Origin of the sequence: Myxococcus sp. AM011 (assembly GCF_013372595.1) — a bacterium.
In the GTDB taxonomy this organism is placed as follows: Bacteria; Myxococcota; Myxococcia; order Myxococcales; family Myxococcaceae; genus Myxococcus; species Myxococcus eversor.
The window spans coordinates 1-15,752 of sequence record NZ_JABXEM010000261.1; the positions used below are offsets into that span (position 1 = coordinate 1).

At 68.1% G+C, this 15,752-nt stretch carries 14 protein-coding genes; 9 read left to right on the forward strand and 5 right to left on the reverse strand.

Annotated elements, in window-relative coordinates:
• Positions 1-1,020 (forward strand): serine hydrolase (locus tag HUW62_RS37745; protein WP_176437174.1); only part of this gene is annotated, 1,020 nt, incomplete at its 5' end.
• On the opposite strand, the gene HUW62_RS37750 is transcribed toward HUW62_RS37745, so the two are convergent.
• Together HUW62_RS37750 and HUW62_RS37755 are read right to left on the reverse strand one after the other, a co-directional pair.
• Positions 1,001-1,906 carry an SRPBCC domain-containing protein gene (locus HUW62_RS37750; RefSeq protein ID WP_176437175.1) on the reverse strand — a complete coding sequence of 302 codons (906 nt, stop codon included), beginning with the start codon at positions 1,904-1,906 and terminating at the stop codon, positions 1,001-1,003. The two genes, HUW62_RS37745 and HUW62_RS37750, sit on opposite strands and share 20 nt — an antisense overlap.
• Entirely contained in the window at positions 1,903-2,250 is a 348-nt protein-coding gene (locus tag HUW62_RS37755) for a helix-turn-helix transcriptional regulator (RefSeq protein ID WP_163867788.1), read from the reverse strand. The genes HUW62_RS37750 and HUW62_RS37755 overlap by 4 nt, the downstream gene beginning before the upstream one ends.
• Before the next feature lie 99 nt (positions 2,251-2,349).
• On the opposite strand from HUW62_RS37755, the gene HUW62_RS37760 reads away from it, so the two are divergent.
• A complete protein-coding gene (locus HUW62_RS37760) occupies positions 2,350-3,837 on the forward strand; it encodes a TIGR02996 domain-containing protein (protein WP_176437176.1) in 1,488 nt (495 codons plus the stop codon).
• Positions 3,838-3,858: 21 nt separating this feature from the next.
• Here HUW62_RS37760 and HUW62_RS37765 read toward each other — a convergent pair whose 3' ends face one another.
• Positions 3,859-4,002 carry a hypothetical protein gene (locus HUW62_RS37765; protein WP_163867786.1) on the reverse strand — a complete coding sequence of 48 codons (144 nt, stop codon included), beginning with the start codon at positions 4,000-4,002 and terminating at the stop codon, positions 3,859-3,861.
• 175 nt (positions 4,003-4,177) lie between these two features.
• Here HUW62_RS37765 and HUW62_RS37770 point away from each other — a divergent pair, with 175 nt between their 5' ends.
• The 7 genes from HUW62_RS37770 to HUW62_RS37800 all read left to right on the forward strand — a co-directional run bounded on the left by HUW62_RS37770 (position 4,178) and on the right by HUW62_RS37800 (position 13,031).
• On the forward strand, positions 4,178-5,314 hold the full coding sequence (locus tag HUW62_RS37770) for a porin (RefSeq protein WP_176437177.1): 1,137 nt from the start codon (positions 4,178-4,180) through the stop codon (positions 5,312-5,314).
• A 106-nt stretch (positions 5,315-5,420) separates the two neighbouring features.
• Positions 5,421-5,510 carry a K(+)-transporting ATPase subunit F gene (kdpF, locus tag HUW62_RS37775; RefSeq protein WP_141641721.1) on the forward strand — a complete coding sequence of 30 codons (90 nt, stop codon included), beginning with the start codon at positions 5,421-5,423 and terminating at the stop codon, positions 5,508-5,510.
• Positions 5,511-5,520: 10 nt separating this feature from the next.
• Positions 5,521-7,239: a potassium-transporting ATPase subunit KdpA gene (gene kdpA / locus HUW62_RS37780; RefSeq protein WP_176437178.1), complete on the forward strand. Its 1,719-nt coding sequence runs from the start codon at positions 5,521-5,523 to the stop codon at positions 7,237-7,239.
• 3 nt (positions 7,240-7,242) lie between these two features.
• Positions 7,243-9,303, forward strand: a complete 2,061-nt coding sequence (kdpB, locus tag HUW62_RS37785) for a potassium-transporting ATPase subunit KdpB (RefSeq protein ID WP_163867783.1) — start codon at positions 7,243-7,245, stop codon at positions 9,301-9,303.
• Positions 9,304-9,323: 20 nt separating this feature from the next.
• Entirely contained in the window at positions 9,324-9,947 is a 624-nt protein-coding gene (gene kdpC, locus HUW62_RS37790; protein ID WP_163867782.1) for a potassium-transporting ATPase subunit KdpC, read from the forward strand.
• Between the two features lie 82 nt (positions 9,948-10,029).
• Positions 10,030-11,190, forward strand: a complete 1,161-nt coding sequence (locus HUW62_RS37795) for a sensor protein KdpD (RefSeq protein WP_163867836.1) — start codon at positions 10,030-10,032, stop codon at positions 11,188-11,190.
• Positions 11,190-13,031 carry an ATP-binding protein gene (locus HUW62_RS37800; protein ID WP_176437179.1) on the forward strand — a complete coding sequence of 614 codons (1,842 nt, stop codon included), beginning with the start codon at positions 11,190-11,192 and terminating at the stop codon, positions 13,029-13,031. Before HUW62_RS37795 ends, HUW62_RS37800 begins: the two co-directional genes overlap by 1 nt.
• Positions 13,032-13,085: 54 nt before the next feature.
• On the opposite strand, the gene HUW62_RS37805 is transcribed toward HUW62_RS37800, so the two are convergent.
• Both HUW62_RS37805 and HUW62_RS37815 read right to left on the reverse strand, forming a co-directional pair.
• The gene (locus tag HUW62_RS37805; RefSeq protein ID WP_163867780.1) at positions 13,086-13,550 is read right to left on the reverse strand and encodes a hemerythrin domain-containing protein; all 465 of its coding nucleotides are present in this window, start codon (positions 13,548-13,550) and stop codon (positions 13,086-13,088) included.
• Positions 13,551-15,082: 1,532 nt separating this feature from the next.
• Positions 15,083-15,752, reverse strand: a 670-nt coding sequence (locus HUW62_RS37815; RefSeq protein WP_176437181.1) for a sigma 54-interacting transcriptional regulator, incomplete at its 5' end; no start/stop codon positions are given.

Genomic DNA, 15,752 nt, shown 5'->3' on the forward strand with positions numbered 1-15,752 from the left:
CCTCAGGTCGAACCCGACGTGGCGCCCCCCCACGACGTGTTCGCGCCCATCGTCTTCCCCATGACTGACGCGAGCTGGCCCACGGTGAACCCGGCCACCGTGGGCTGGGACGTGGCGAAGCTCAATGTCGCGCTCGACTTCGCGGGCTCCCGCGACACCCGCGCCATCGTCATCCTCCAGGATGGGAAGATCCTGGCCGAGCGCTACTGGACGGTGAACTCGAACTTCATGCGCGACATCGCCTCCGCGCAGAAGAGCGTCGTCTCCGTGCTCATCGGCATCGCGGTGGACAAGCAACTGCTCTCGCTCGACGAGCGCGTCTCCACCATTCTCGGCGCCGGCTGGTCCAACACGACCGCTCTGAACGAGGCCCGCATCACCGTGCGCCACCTGCTGACGATGACGAGCGGACTGAACACGTCGCTCGGACTCCAGACGACCCCTGGGACGACGTGGCTGTACAACAACGACGCCTACCACCGGCTTCGCATGATTCTGGAGCAGCGCTCGGGCCTGGGCATCCAGGCGCTCTCCGATGCCTGGCTGTTCAATCCGCTCGGCGCGACGCGCAGCGAGTGGGTGCAGCGCCCGGAGACGGACAGCAAGGGCATGCCCCTGTGGGGCCTGACGATGAGCGCGCGGGATTTGGCGCGCTTCGGCCTGCTGCTGCACGCGAACGGCATGTGGGCGGGAACCCGCATCGTGTCCGCGGCGTACCTCTCCACCGCGACGCAGTCCTCGCAGACGCTCAACCCCGCCTATGGCCACCTGTTCTGGCTCAACGGCAAGGCCTTCACCCTGATACCGCCCCTGAGCGCGCGCATCGACGGCCCGCTCATCCCCAGCGCGCCGCAGGACGTGTTCGCGGGACTCGGCAAGGACGACCAGAAGGTCTACGTCAGCCGCTCGCTGGGCCTCGTGGTGACGCGACTGGGCCAGCAGGCCGGGACTCGCTCGGCGGAGACGCTGTCCGACTTCGACGAGGAGCTGTGGGCCCGAATCATGGCAGCGCGGCTCTGAGTCGCGAGCCGAGGTGGGCCGCGAGCCGGTCGAAGTTCTGTTCGTTCGCGGCCTCGACGAACCCTCGTACCTTCTCGACTTCGTCCTTCGACTCGAACCGCATGCGCCAGGTGAGCCGCGTCCCTTCACCTTCGTCCGCGAAGTCCAACCGCATCACGAAGTGATGCGTCCGCTGGTGGTGCTGGATGACGACACTCCGCTCCGGCACCACCTCGATGAACTCCTTGTCCATCGCGTAGCGGGCCCCCTCCGCGCTCTGCATCGTGAAGCGCCACTTGCCGCCGGGGCGCAGCTCGAACTGCTCGAACGTATTCGTCGAGCCTTGGGGCCCCCACCACAAGGTCAGTTGCTCCGGGTCGCTGAATGCCTCGTAGACCCGTGCTCGGGGTGCATCGAACGCCCGGGACGAGACGATGTCGTGCGAAGCCTCCAGCACGAGCGCCAGCCGGTCGAAGTGCACGGCCGTCCCCTCCTCGCGAGAGCGGGTGCCATCTTCACCGTCGAGGAACGCGGCCTGCTCGGTGAAGACCATCAGCGTGCCACCCTCCTTCGTGGCGTGCAGCTCCACCGTGGCAAGTGACACGGAGAGGTGCTTGTCACCCACGTGCATGTCGTAGGCGTAGACCATCCGCTCGTTCGGGAGGATGTCGTGATAGCGCGCGGTGAAGACAGTCGAGTGCTTGCCGCCGAACTGCCCGTGCAGCTGCTCCTGTCCCCCCACGCGGAAGTCCAGCTCACGCTTCACGAGCGTCCAGCGGTCCGGTGGACCGAGAAACCACTGTGCCTTCGTCTCCAGGTCCGACCACGCGGCGTAGACGCGCGCGGGAGAAGCCTTGTAGGTGCGCTCGATGGTGAACGAGCCATGAACGACGGGAGGTGTCTTCATGTTCTGGCCTTTCTTCGAGAGGGAATGGGTCCGTCGAGCAGCTCGCCGAGCCGGTCGAAGCGGCGCTCCCACAGCCCGCGCCGGTTCGCGAGCCAGTCCTCCGCCACGCGCAGTCCTTCTGGATGGAGCTGACACGAGCGGACGCGCCCGAGTTTCTCGGTGCGCACCAGCCCGCTCTCCTCAAGGACCTGGAGGTGCTGCACGACAGCGGCGAGCGTGATGTCGAGCGGCTTCGCCAGGGCGCTGACCGACAGCGCACCCCGACTCAGTCGCTCGACGATGGCGCGCCGGTTGGAATCACCCAGGGCGTGGAAGATACGGTCGACGGCACCATTGTTAAGCATGGACTTGAGTATCGGCAAGGGCACCCGACAGTCAAGCCGTGACTTGAGTATGGGTCCGAATTGAATCCGGGTCGCGGGGGGCCCGGTTATGGTGTCCGGGTGAGCCACCTGCTGAAGGAGTTGCTGGGACGCGCGGAGGAGGCGCTCGCTCGACGGGAGGACGATGCGGCCCTCACGCTCCTGTTGGAAGCGTGGAAGGAGTGTCGAGCCGAGCCCGTCATCGCGCTCATCGAGCGGCTCTCGGACCACCTCGCCACGGGGCTCCCCTTCTTCCAGGTGCCCGTCCGCTGGCTCCTCGAGGATGTCCGCAGGCATCCCACGGACCTTCCCCGCGTGCTGGGAGAGTTGAGGGCGCGCGCGGCGAGTCTTTCGCGCTGTGCGTTCTCCACGGACCTCGACCGGCTGCGACGATGGTGGCCCGCGGACCCGCGCATCATTCCGCTCCTGCTCACGCTCGTCCGTCTTCCGGGAGCCGAGACGCCGGCGGAGCTGAAGATGCTCTGCAGCCTCTTCATGTACGTGGGGGCGCCCTATGACCTGGAGCCCCTTCACGAGCTGAAGGCTCGGCTCCCCTCGGCACACGGGGAGGAGGTCGAGCGGTTCGACCTCGTCATCCGGCTGGGGGCTCGTTGGGTTCCTCCCGTGCTCGATGCGCGAACCCTGGCGCGGTGTGACGCGCTGAAGGAGGTCATCGAGGCCCGGGTGGAGCGCGCACGCCACGATGCGGCGACTCGGGAGGCGCTGTTCGCCCGCGTCCATGAGGCGCCGGAGGATGACTCCGCCCGGTTGGTGTTGGCCGACCAGCTGCTCGAGCAGGGCGACCCCCTGGGGGAGTTCATCGCGCTCCAGTATGCGGAGGCGCCGGATGAGGAGCGCATGGCTCGATTGCTCGCGGCGAACCGGGAGCGGTGGGAGGCGCCGTTGGGGCCCTACATCGAGCGAGGCTACACCCGCTTCGAGCGGGGCTTTCCCGTCGCGGTCCGCCCGATGAAGGGAGACCACTTCCCCAAGACCTTCCCCTGGCCGGAGCCCGGTTGGAGCACGGTGGAGGAGATCAGCTGGAGTCCGGAGCACCCCGGCGACGGCAATGACGTCTCACAGTGGGGGCGCCTGCTCCGGCATCCCGCGTTGCGCCGCGTGACGAGGCTGCTGAATGTTCCGGGCGAGATGGCGTGCCTGCTGTCCGCGAACAGCTCCGTGAGGCGGCTGGAGTTGAAGAGTTCGTTCGAGAGAGGCCTGGCCGATGCGCTGACGGCCCTGCCCCACCTGACGTGGCTGACAATTCCCCATGCCTCGACGGACCTCTTCATCCGGTGTGCCCACTCCCGTCTGGCTTCCCAGTTGGAGTCCTTCAAGGCCTCCGCGGAAGATGGGTCCTGGAGGCTCGAGGTGACCCGAGGCGCGGAGGTCCCCATCCGGGCCACCGTCAGGGGACCGCGTGTGCGGGAGTTCGCGCCCGTCCTCCTCGCCGCCGCGAGGTTCAGCTCCCAGGGACTCCGGATTGAATTTCGAGACGGAGCCGAGGAGGAGGGCAGAGCGCCGCTGCGCGAGGCGCTTGCCGCCTACTCACAGGTCATCCGGGAGTAAGAGGAGGACTCCCGCGTGCGCTCAGAGCCTGAAGTTCGCGGCGACGAGCAGCAGGGTCTGCTCGCGGCGTGAGTCCACGGTGAAGCCCTCGGTGGGGCCGCCCTGGAAGCCGTCTTCCGACGTGGTGCCGCCGCGCGCATGGTGATGACGTGGGCTCGGGTCCAACGTGGGCCCGGGACATGTCGCCTGAGTGACAAGGCGCTCAACGTGCACGACGCAGAGGGGCCTGTCGTGCAGGTTGCAATCCGCTCCCGTCGGAGCTGTCCGCAACCCCCTGGAACCTCTAGGGTCCTCGAAGGAGTGGATTGGTACGAGCGGTGCTCTAGGGGGGCACACCTCTATGTGGCCTCTCACCACGCCTCCCGTTTTGCTCTCCCTGCTGCTCCAGCAGGCCGACGCCTCCTCGCCACCTCATCAAGGACCCACGGATACCGGGGCCGAAGCAGAGGCCCCTGGCTTCTTCTCCCGGCTCAAGCCCGAGGGAGGCGTCGACGTGTACTTCGGCCACGACTTCAACCGGCCCGCGAACTCGGCGAACTTCATCCCCGGCACCGGCACCACCGCGAAGCGCGACAGCGAGGTGGCCATCAACCTGGCCTCCATCGGCGTGAGCGTGGCGCCAGAGCCCGTGGGCTTCAAGGTGCTGCTGGGCTTCGGCACCGGCGCGGAGGTGGTCCACGCGGCCGAGCCCGAGGGAGTCGCCACGGGCCCAGACGTGTGGCGCTATGTGCAGCAGGCCTCCCTGTCCTTCGCCACCGGGCCGCTGACGCTGGAGGCCGGGCTCTATCCGAGCCACATCGGGCTGGAATCCTTCCAATCGCAGCTCAACTGGACGTACACGCGCTCATGGATGGGCGAGCTGTCGCCCTACTACCAGACGGGCCTCAAGGGCACCTGGGCACTGGACGACGCGTGGAGCGTGCAGCTCCAACTCCTCAATGGCTGGCAGACCATCGGTGACAACAACCGGGGCCTCGCGATGGGCACGCAAGTGGCCTACTCGGGCGACCGGTTGTCCGCGTCCTTCAACACCTTCATCGGCAGCGAAGGCCCCGAGGGTGACGACGGCTTGAGGCTCTTCGCGGACGCGGTGGCGACGTATGCCGTGACGGAGTCCTTCAAGCTCGCGGCCACCGTGGACGCGGGCACCCAGCGGATTCCCGGCGCGGACCGCGCGGTCTGGTACGCGGCGGGCCTCAACGCTCGCGTCCAGCTCACCAGGCCCGTGGCGCTGGCCGCGCGAGTGGAGGCGTATCGCGACGCCGACGGGCTGATGACGGGCGTGGAGCAGACGCTGTCGGGCGCCACGCTCACCCTCGAGGTGAGGCCCGTGGAGCACCTCACCCTCAAACTGGAGGCGCGGCATGACCGCTCGACGGCGGACGTCTTCGCCAGCCGCGCCACCACCGACGAAGGCACGCCCGTTCTGAAGGACTCCGAGACGCTCATCGTCCTCGGAGCCACCGCGTACTTCTGAGTCCGGAGCCCATTCATGGATGTCGTCCTCCTCTTCGTCACCCTTGGTTTCTTCGCGCTCGCGTGGGGCTACGCCCACGGCTGCGAGCACCTGTGAGGTCCCCCCGATGACTTTCGAATACGCCGCTGGCGCCGTGCTCGCCGTGCTGCTCACCGCCTACCTCGTCTACGCCCTGCTCCGTCCCGAGCGCTTCTAGGGACTCCGCCATGACCCTCATCGGTTGGTCGCAGATTGTGTTGTTCTTCGCCCTGCTGCTCGCGCTGACGAAGCCGCTGGGCCTCTATCTCTTCCGTGTCTTCGAAGGGGACACGCAGCCGTTGCCGCGTGTGCTCGGCCCCGTGGAGCGCGTGCTCCTGCGGCTGACGGGCGCTGGCGCCCGGCGTGAGCAGACGTGGGTGGAGTACTGCGGCGCGCTGCTCGCCTTCAGCGTGCTGGGCGTGCTCATCCTCTATGGACTCCAGCGCGCGCAGCACGTGCTGCCGCTCAACCCCCAGGGCCAGGGCGCGGTGGGGCCGGAGCTGTCGTTCAACACGGCGGCCAGCTTCGTCACCAACACCAACTGGCAGGCGTACGCCGGTGAGTCCACCCTGAGCTACCTCACGCAGATGGCGGGGCTGGCGTGGCAGAACTTCGTCTCCGCGGCGGCCGGGCTCGGCGTGGCGCTGGCGCTGGCGCGAGGCTTCACCCGGCGCGCGGGGCCCGAGGGCGCCAGGACGCTGGGCAACTTCTGGGTGGATGTGGTGCGCGGCACGCTCTACGTGCTCTTGCCGCTGTGCTTCGTCGTCGCCCTGTTCTTCGTCTCGCAGGGTGTCCTGCAGAACTTCTCGGCGTACCCCGCGCTGACGACGCTGGAGGGCGCGAAGCAGACGCTCGCCATGGGTCCGGTGGCCTCGCAGGAGGCCATCAAGATGCTGGGCACCAACGGCGGTGGCTTCTTCAACGCCAACAGCGCGCACCCCTTCGAGAACCCGACGCCGCTCACCAACCTGGTGCAGATGCTGCTCATCTTCTGCATCCCCTCCGCGCTGACGTACACGTACGGGAAGATGACGGGGGACACCAGGCAGGGCTGGGCCCTCTTCGCGGCCATGTCCGTGCTCTTCCTCGCGGGTGTCACCGCCGCGTACGCCGCCGAGTCCCAGCCCAACGCCGCCGTGGCCTCCGCGCACGTGGCGCAGGTGGGCAACCTGGAGGGCAAGGAGGTGCGCTACGGCGTCACCGCGTCCGCCCTCTTCGCCACCGTCACCACGGATGCGTCGTGCGGCGCCGTCAACTCCATGCACGACAGCTTCAACCCGCTGGGCGGGCTGGTGCCGCTGGTCAACATGCAGTTGGGCGAGGTCATCTTCGGCGGAGTGGGGGCGGGCCTCTACGGCATCCTCATCATGGTGGTGCTGTCGGTCTTCATCGCCGGACTCATGGTGGGCCGCACGCCCGAGTACCTGGGCAAGAAGATTGAAGCGAAGGAGATGAAGCTCGCGATGCTCTACGTGCTCATCTTCCCGGTGTTCATCCTGGGGATGTCCGGAGTGGCGGCGGTGCTCCCGCAGGCGGTGTCCTCGCTCAACAACGCGGGGCCGCACGGCCTGACGGAGATTCTCTACGCGTTCACCAGCGGCACGGCGAACAATGGCAGCGCGTTCGCGGGCTTGAATGCGAACACGCCGTTCTGGAACCTCTCGTTGGGGCTGGCCATGCTCGGCGGGCGCTTCCTGATGATTATCCCCGCGCTGGCCATCGCCGGCTCCATGGTGGGCAAGAAGGTGGTGCCGGCCGGACCGGGCACCTTCCCGACGAATGGCGCCCTGTTCACCGGCCTGCTGGTGAGCATCGTCGTCATTGTCGGTGCGCTCACCTTCTTCCCCGCGCTCTCCCTCAGCCCCATCGTCGAGCACTTCCTCGCCGGGGCCGGAAAGGTCTACTGAGCCATGAGCTCCGCATCTTCCAAACCGGCGTCACTCCTCGACGCGTCCCTGTTGAAGCCCGCGCTGCTGGACAGTCTGAAGAAGCTCCACCCGCGCGACGTGGCGCGCAACCCCGTCATGTTCGTGGTGTGGGCGGGCAGCCTGCTCACCACGGTGTTCGTGGTGAAGGACCTCGTCTCGCCGCACACCGATGGCGCGCCGCTGTGGTTCACCGTGGCGGTGGCGCTGTGGCTGTGGTTCACCGTGTTGTTCGCCAACTTCGCGGAGGCCGTGGCGGAGGGCCGTGGCAAGGCCCAGGCCGGTGCGCTGCGCAAGATGCGCAAGGACACCACCGCGCGGAAACTGACGGAAGGTCGCGAGGAGCGGGTGCCCGCGTCTGACCTGCGCAAGGGTGACCTGGTGGTCTGCGAGGCGAGCGACCTCATCCCCGGTGATGGTGAAGTGGTGGAGGGCATCGCCAGCGTGGACGAGTCCGCGATTACGGGCGAGTCCGCGCCGGTGATTCGCGAGTCCGGTGGAGACCGCTCGGCGGTGACGGGTGGCACCAAGGTGCTGTCGGACCGAATCGTCGTGCGCATCGCCGTCAACCCGGGCGAGTCCTTCCTGGACCGGATGATTGGACTGGTGGAGGGCGCGGCGCGGCAGAAGACGCCGAACGAGATTGCGCTGCACATCCTGCTGGTGGGCCTGACGGTGGTGTTCCTGCTGGCGTGTGTGTCGCTGGTGCCGCTGGCGCTCTACTCCGGGGTGCCGCTGTCGGGCACGGCCGTGGTGGCGCTCCTGGTGTGCCTCATCCCCACGACGATTGGCGGCCTGTTGAGCGCCATCGGCATCGCCGGCATGGACCGGCTGTTGCGCAAGAACGTGCTGGCCATGAGTGGCCGCGCGGTGGAGGCGGCGGGAGACGTGGACACGCTGCTGCTCGACAAGACGGGCACGATTACGCTGGGCAACCGCATGGCGACGGAGTTGTTGCCGATGCCGGGCGTGCGCATGGAGGACTTGGCGGAGGCAGCGCAGCTCGCGAGCCTGGCGGACGAGACGCCCGAGGGGCGCTCCATCGTCACGCTGGTGAAGGACACGTACAAGATGCGTCCGCGCGAGCTGCTGGCGCATCAGGCGACGTTCGTCCCGTTCACCGCGCAGACGCGCATGAGCGGATGCGACCTGGTGGACCCGAAGCCCCGGAGCATCCGCAAGGGCGCGGTGGATGCCATCGTCAAACACGTGCAGGCGCAGGGTGGCGCGGTGCCGGAGGACCTCGCCGTGGCGTCGGGTCGCATCGGTGACGCGGGTGGGACTCCGCTGGCGGTGGCGGAGGGGGCGCGGCTGCTCGGCATCGTCCATCTGAAGGACGTGGTGAAGGGCGGCATCAAGGAGCGCTTCGACCGCTTCCGGGCCATGGGCATCCGCACGGTGATGATTACCGGCGACAACCCGCGCACGGCGGCGGCGATCGCGCGCGAGGCGGGGGTGGATGACTTCCTCGCGGAGGCGACGCCCGAGGCCAAGCTGGCGCTCATCCGCACCGAGCAGGGCAAGGGCAAGCTGGTGGCGATGACGGGCGACGGCACCAACGACGCGCCCGCGCTGGCCCAGGCCGACGTCGGCGTGGCGATGAACACCGGCACGCAGGCGGCGAAGGAGGCGGGGAACATGGTGGACCTCGACTCCAACCCCACCAAGCTGCTGGAGGTGGTGGAGGTGGGCAAGCAGCTCCTGATGACGCGCGGCACGTTGACGACGTTCTCCATCGCCAACGACGTGGCGAAGTACTTCGCCATCCTCCCCGCGTTGTTCATGGGGGTCTTCCCCCAGATTGCGCCGCTCAATGTGATGGGCTTGTCGTCGCCCTACAGCGCGATTCTGGCGGCAGTCATCTTCAACGCGCTCATCATCATCGCGCTGATTCCCCTGGCGTTGCGCGGCGTGCGCTACCGCCCGCTCGGCGCGGCGGCCCTGTTGCGGCGCAGCCTGCTCATCTACGGGCTGGGCGGCGTCATCGTTCCCTTTGTCGGCATCAAGGCCCTGGACGTGTTGCTCACGGCCGTGGGCCTGTCCTGAACGTGAAAGGACTTCACATCATGGTCTCCACTCTTCTCACCGCCCTGCGCGCCTGCGTCGTCACGCTGGTGCTCACCGGCGTGCTGTACCCGCTCGCCGTCACCGGCGTGGCGCAGCTCCTGTTTCCCTCCGAGGCCCAGGGCTCGCTCGTGAAGGACGAGCAGGGCCGCGTGGTGGGCAGCGCCCTGATTGGTCAGGGCTTCACGCAGGGCGGCTACTTCCAGCCGCGTCCCTCGGCGGCGGGGGCGGGCTACGACGCGGCGGCGTCCTCGGGCAGCAACCTGGGGCCGACGTCGCGCAAGCTCCAGGAGCGCGTCACGGCGGACGTCGAGCGCCTGCGCCGGGAGAATCCGGACGCGCCAGGGCTCGTGCCCGGGGAACTGGTCACCACGTCGGCATCGGGGTTGGACCCGCACCTGTCACCGGAGGCGGTGCGCTGGCAGGCGCCGCGCGTGGCGAAGGCTCGCGGTGTGGCTCCGGAGCGGGTGCTCGCGGTGGTGGCCTCGCACGTGGAGGGACGGACGCTCGGCGTGCTGGGTGAGCCTCGAGTCAACGTGCTGCTGCTGAACCTGGCGATGGACCGGCAGTTCGGCCGGCTCGCGTCGGAGCCCTCGCAGCCGATGGGCGCGGTGGCTCCCGAGTGACGCGGTCCATTCTCCTCATGCATTCGTGGGGAGGCGCGGGCATTGTCGCTCGCGCCTCCACGGTGGAGGTCCGAGGGTGACGATGACGCGACGCTCGCGCGCGGAGGACTTCCTGGAATTGGTGGAGCGGGGCCGGCGCGGTCGGCTCAAGCTCTACATCGGCTTCGCGGCCGGCGTGGGGAAGACGTACCGCATGCTGGAGGAAGCTCACGCGCTGAAGCGGCGGGGCGTGGACGTGGTGCTCGGCTTCGTGGAGACGCACGGCCGCAAGGAGACCGAGGCCCTCGTCGCCGGGCTGGAGGTGGTGCCTCGCAAGGCGCACACGTACCGCGACGTCACCGTGGAGGAGATGGACCTGGACGCGGTGTTGGCGCGCAAGCCCCAGGTGGCGGTGGTGGACGAGCTGGCCCACACCAACCTGCCGGTGTGCCGGCACCGCAAGCGCTACCAGGACGTGCAGGAGCTGCTCGACGCGGGCATCAACGTCATCGGCGCCTTCAACGTGCAACACCTGGAGAGCCTCAATGACCTGGTGGAGCGCACCACCGGCGTCACTGTGCGCGAGACGCTCCCGGACAGCTTCCTGAAGGGCGCTGACCAGGTGGTGAATCTGGACCTGGCGGTGGAGGACCTGCACGAGCGCTTGAAGGCGGGGAAGATCTACGCGGAGGACAAGGTGCCGCACGCCCTGGAGCGCTTCTTCAAGGAGGAGAACCTGTCCACGCTGCGCGAGCTGGCGCTGCGCGAGGTGGCGGAGAGCCTGGACCGGGCGACTTCGGGGCTCCCCTCGCGAACGGGGGATGAGGGCTCGCAGAAGGGCGCGGCGTGGGGACGGGTGCTGGTGGCGCTGTCGAGCTACCCGCCGCGCGCGGCGACGCTGCTTCGCCGGGGCTCGCGCATGGCGGGCCGGCTGAACACGGACTGGTTCGTGGTGTACGTGGAAACGCCGCGCGAGGCGCCGCACCTCATCGACGCGGAGGCGCAGCGGCACCTGCTCGCGAACATCGAGAAGGCGAAGGAGCTGGGCGCGGAGGTGGTGCGGCTGCGCTCGAGGGACCCGGTGGAGGCGATTCTCGACTTCGCGCGCTCGCATGGCGTGGGCCACATCATGGTGGGCCGCTCGCATCAGCCGTGGTGGAAGCGGGCGCTGGGACGCGCGTCGGACGTGAGGCTGCTGCGCGAGGGCGAGGGCTTCGACATCCACGTCGTGTCCTTCGACGCCGCGCATGAGGAGAAGCGCTGATGACGCTGCGGCTGAGATTGCTGTTGGCCCAGGCTCCGCTGGCGCTCGCGCTGGTGCTGGTGGGGGTGGTGGCCGTCATCACGCTGGCGCGACTGGGGCGCTCCGGGCAGCGCATCCTCCAGGACAACTATCGCAGCGTGCTCGCCGCGCAGCGGATGACCGAGCAACTGGAGCGGATGGACAGCGCCGCCCTCTTCATCGTCGCGGGCGAACTGGAGCGGGGACAGGCGCAGCAGGCCGCACAGCGTCAGGGGCTGGAGTCGGAGCTGCGCCTTCAAGAAAGCAACGTCACCGAGCCAGGCGAGGCCGAGTCCACCCATCGGCTGCGCGTGGGTTGGGAGCGCTATCAGACGGCGTATGACGGGTTCCTCACGCAGTCGTCGGAGGTGGAGCGCAAGGCGGTGTACTTCCGGAGCATCGAGCCCGCCTTCCGCGAGGTGAAGGACGCGGCGTCCGCCGTGCTGGCGCTCAACCAGGACGCGATGGTGCACAAGAGCGAGGAGCTTCGGCGGCAGAGCGACAGGGTCAACACGCTGATGGTGCTGGCGGTGCTCGCGGCGTTCGGCGTGGGGTTGTTCGCCTCCACGACCCTCACGCATCGCGCGCTGCGGCCGGTGTCGGTGTTGTCGCAGGCGGTGCGGCGACTGGGCCGAGGGGACTACGCGGTGCGCGCGGTGGTGGAGGGGAGGGATGAAATCGCGCAGCTCGGACAGGACTTCAACTCGATGGCGGAGGCGCTCCAGCAGTATCGCCAGAGCAGCCTGGGCGAGCTGCTCCAGGCGCAGGCCGCGTCGCAGGCGACCATCGACAGCCTCCCGGACCCGGTGGTCGTGTTCGGCGCGGATGGGGTGTTGCTCAACGTCAACCGCTCGGCGGAGGACGTGCTGAAGCTGTCGCTGGAGGGAGGCGGGGACGTGCTGGGCCGGGTGGTGCCGGAGGCGCGCGAGGTGGTGGAGCGCGTGCGGGGCCACGTGCTGGGCGGCAAGGGTGCGTATCAGCCTCGGGGTTACGAGGAGGCGGTGCGCGTGGAATTGGCGGAGGGCGACCGGTGGCTCCTGCCTCGTGGGAGTCCGGTGTACGGAGAGACGGGCGAGGTGGTGGGCGCCACGGTGATTCTCCAGGACGTGACGCGGCTGCGGCGCTTCGACGAGCTGAAGAACGATTTGGTGGCCACGGTGGCGCATGAGTTCCGCACGCCGCTGACGTCGCTGCGCATGGCGGTGCATCTGGTGGCCGAGGGCATGGTCGGCGCGGTGACGGAGAAGCAGGCGGACCTGTTGTTCGCGGCGCGCGAGGACTGCGAGCGCTTGCAGGGCATCGTCGACGACCTGCTGGACTTGTCTCGCATCCAGGCGGGGCAGCTCCGGTTGGAGGTGCGGCGGGTGTCCCCGGCGGAACTGGTGGACGCGGCGCTGGACTCGCAGCGCGCGGCGGCGGGGGAGCGCGGGGTGCGACTGGCGAAGCAGGTGGGGATGGACGTGGAGTCGGTGGACGTGGACCCGGACCGGCTGGGGTTGGTGCTGGGAAACCTGGTGGGCAACGGGGTGAAGCACACGCCCGCGGGAGGAGAGGTGGAGGTGCGGGTGGCTCGCGAGGGGACGCGCGTGCGCTTCGAGGTGCGTGACACGGGAGAAGGCATCGCGCCGGAGCAGCAGGGACGCATCTTCGAGAAGTTCTACCGCGCGCCCGGGGCACCCGTGGGGGGCGCGGGGCTGGGGTTGTCCATCGCGAAGGAAGTCGTCCAGGCGCACGGCGGCGAGCTGGGCGTGGTGAGCGCTCCGGGGCGTGGGAGCACGTTCTGGTTCACGCTGCCGCAGCCGACGGTGGTGGAGTCGGCGTGACGCTCCCGCCCGTGCTCCGCGTGGGACGCTCGGGCGGGAGGTCTGCCCGCGGCGTCACACGGAGGCTTCGCCCCAGTCCTTCATCTCCTCACGGCGAATCTTGGAGGCCTCGCGGACGAGGTCCTTGCAGGACATGCCGATCTCCTTCTCGGTGATCTTCTTCGCGACCTGCGGGAGGATGTTCTGCTCCTCGTCGGCGATGTGGCGCTTCACCACTCGCTCCAGCGAGTCGACCTTGGTCTTCATGGCGTTCATGTCGTCGCGCAGGCGGACGATGTCGCCCAGGAGCGTCGTCATCTCCTGATGGTCTTCCTCGGCCTGTTCGATTTTCTCGTCGCCCACGATGCGCGTGGCGTTGGGGTAGACCCAGCGCTCCTCGATGGTGGTGTGCAGCATGAGGGCCTCCGCGAGCTGGATGCAGAGCTCCTTGCGGCTCTCGTCGTCCGAGGCGTTGCGGAACGCCAGAAACAAGGCGTCGACTTCGCGGTGCTGTTGAATCAAGAGGTCGATGACGTCCACGGGTGCGCTCCTTGTTGTGTCGGTGGGGTCGCCGCACAACGGTCCGCATGCATGCGGGTCGTGGCAATCACAGGCATGGGCGCGCTTTCTCCCTCGCCATGTCCGCCGTGAGGGAGCGGGGAGGGGAGCGCTTCAATGGGGGCTCGGCCAGGCGCGACTCGCGGGCAGGCGGTCAGGAGGAAGGAAGGACTGTGACTTGCTCGTTCAGGCTCGTGAGCGCTGGCGAAGGCGTCGAGCTCCCAGCAGGAGCATGAGTGCTCCGAGGAGTGGCGCCGAGGTGGTGTCGCAGCCTGATTTGGACGGAGTGCCACCATCGTCGCCCGGGATGCCGCCATCCGGTGAGGTGGAACATCCCTCCGTGGGCTGACCGAGGACTGGGCAGGTGACACGCGGGTCCTCTCTGGGACGCGGATGGGCCTCGAACCCTGATGCCTGGCAACGTCGCCTTGCCGTGAAGTTTGCCGAAGCGTGCCTGGACTTCCTGGCAAAGGGACTCGAGGGCCTCGGGGCGGTGTCTTCTTTTTCGGGCAGGCGCGGGCCATGGACAATCATTGCCATGCAGGCGAGGCGCGAGTACCCTTGCATGCGCGGTAGTGGTACCCCCATATCCCCCAGGTGCCCAGATGAGAAGCCATCGACGGATGATGCTTTGCCTCCTGTTAGCCCTCGCGACAATCCCAGTTGTCGGTAGCGCCCAGCCAGCACCCCTGTTCATCACCAGTGTCACCGTCGATTTGGAGCAAGAACAGCTCACCATCTCCGGTCAGAACTTCGGCGCCGCCGAGCCAGGAGTCAGCCTCGCTGGCTTTGGGCTCACGGTCATGAGCAACAGTGCGACGACGGTTGTGGCGCAACTCCCCGCGCCGGTTGCGGCCCTCCCTGGTAGCTACCTCCTGACTGTGACAGCAAAGGACCCCGCGGCAACTGGCTATGACCGTTTCAACGTCGCCATCGGAACGGTGGGGCCGGCAGGGCCGAAGGGAGATGCGGGTCCTCCTGGGGCTCCCGGCCTGGACGGAGCTCCTGGTGCGGTCGGGCCTCAGGGGCCTCAGGGCGCAAAAGGTGACGTGGGAGCCCAAGGAGTCCAAGGCAAAGTCGGGGCGCCAGGACTGAAGGGAGACACCGGCGCGCAGGGACCCAAGGGTGACAGAGGTTTTGCGGGTCCAGGTGTCACGGTCTACAATGATTATGTCTCGGCACTCACGGCGAGTTTTAGTTCCTGCACGACCTCGACCATCATTACTTCTGGGCCTGTATTTGGATACTCCGCGGCCTGCAATGCCGCCGTCAGCCGCTATTGCAAGGCCCGAGGCTTTGCGACTGGTTTCGGCCCCATCGAGTATTCAGGTGGGCCGAATTATAGCGTTCAGTTTGTTTGTGTCGGATGAGCTCCGCTGTCAAAGAAGCGCATTCCCGACAGGGTTTTCTCGCTGTGCTTTCGCTTGTCCTTCCGCGCTGCCGCGCACTTCGTTGATGGCTGGGTGAGCCGTTCGATTGATGGGCATCGGCGGAGGCGCGCGGCAGCGCGTCTCTCAGCCCTCGCCCTTGCCTCCGGACTCGTACTTCTTGCGCTTGCGCCACAGCGTGGACGCGTCGATGCCCAGCACCTTCGCCGCTTCGTCCAGCGTCGGCGCGGACGTCATCACTCGCAGGGTGTGCTCGCGCTCCACCTCTTCCAGCGTGTGCGGCCCCCCCAGCGTCACCACCGAGCCCGCCGCCGCGGCGATTCGCTCCGGAAACGCCTGCGGCTCCAACACCCCCGCCGGCCACACGATGAGCGCTCGCTCCACCGCGTTGCGCAGCTCTCGCACGTTGCCCGGCCACGGATACGCCAACAGCATCTTCTCCGTCGCGGGCGACAACTCCGGCGTCGTCAGTCGCTGTGCCGCCTTCGCGAAGAACGCCACGAAGCGCCTCGCCAGCGGCAACAAGTCCTCCGGCCGCTCCCGCAGCGACGGCAGCTTCACCTCGATGACGTTGAGTCGGTAGAGCAGGTCCTCGCGGAACCTTCCCTCCGCCACGTCCTTCTCCAAGTCCCGATTCGTCGCCGCCACCACGCGCACGTCCGCCTTGCGCGTGCGGCCTTCACCCAGTCGCTCGAACTGCTTCTCCTGCAGGAACCGCAGCAACTGCGCCTGGAGCGACGGACTCATCTCCGCGATTTCATCCAGGAACAGCGTACCCCCCTCCGCCTGCTCCACC

What these genes read in the sequence shown, in the direction of transcription:
- HUW62_RS37750 (WP_176437175.1), bottom strand. Translation starts at nt 1,906, where the DNA reads ATGAAGACACCTCCCGTCGTTCATGGCTCGTTCACCATCGAGCGCACC.
- HUW62_RS37755 (WP_163867788.1), bottom strand. Translation starts at nt 2,250, where the DNA reads ATGCTTAACAATGGTGCCGTCGACCGTATCTTCCACGCCCTGGGTGAT.
- HUW62_RS37770 (WP_176437177.1), top strand. Translation starts at nt 4,178, where the DNA reads ATGTGGCCTCTCACCACGCCTCCCGTTTTGCTCTCCCTGCTGCTCCAG.
- kdpF (WP_141641721.1), top strand. Translation starts at nt 5,421, where the DNA reads ATGACTTTCGAATACGCCGCTGGCGCCGTGCTCGCCGTGCTGCTCACC.
- kdpA (WP_176437178.1), top strand. Translation starts at nt 5,521, where the DNA reads ATGACCCTCATCGGTTGGTCGCAGATTGTGTTGTTCTTCGCCCTGCTG.
- kdpB (WP_163867783.1), top strand. Translation starts at nt 7,243, where the DNA reads ATGAGCTCCGCATCTTCCAAACCGGCGTCACTCCTCGACGCGTCCCTG.
- kdpC (WP_163867782.1), top strand. Translation starts at nt 9,324, where the DNA reads ATGGTCTCCACTCTTCTCACCGCCCTGCGCGCCTGCGTCGTCACGCTG.
- HUW62_RS37795 (WP_163867836.1), top strand. Translation starts at nt 10,030, where the DNA reads ATGACGCGACGCTCGCGCGCGGAGGACTTCCTGGAATTGGTGGAGCGG.
- HUW62_RS37800 (WP_176437179.1), top strand. Translation starts at nt 11,190, where the DNA reads ATGACGCTGCGGCTGAGATTGCTGTTGGCCCAGGCTCCGCTGGCGCTC.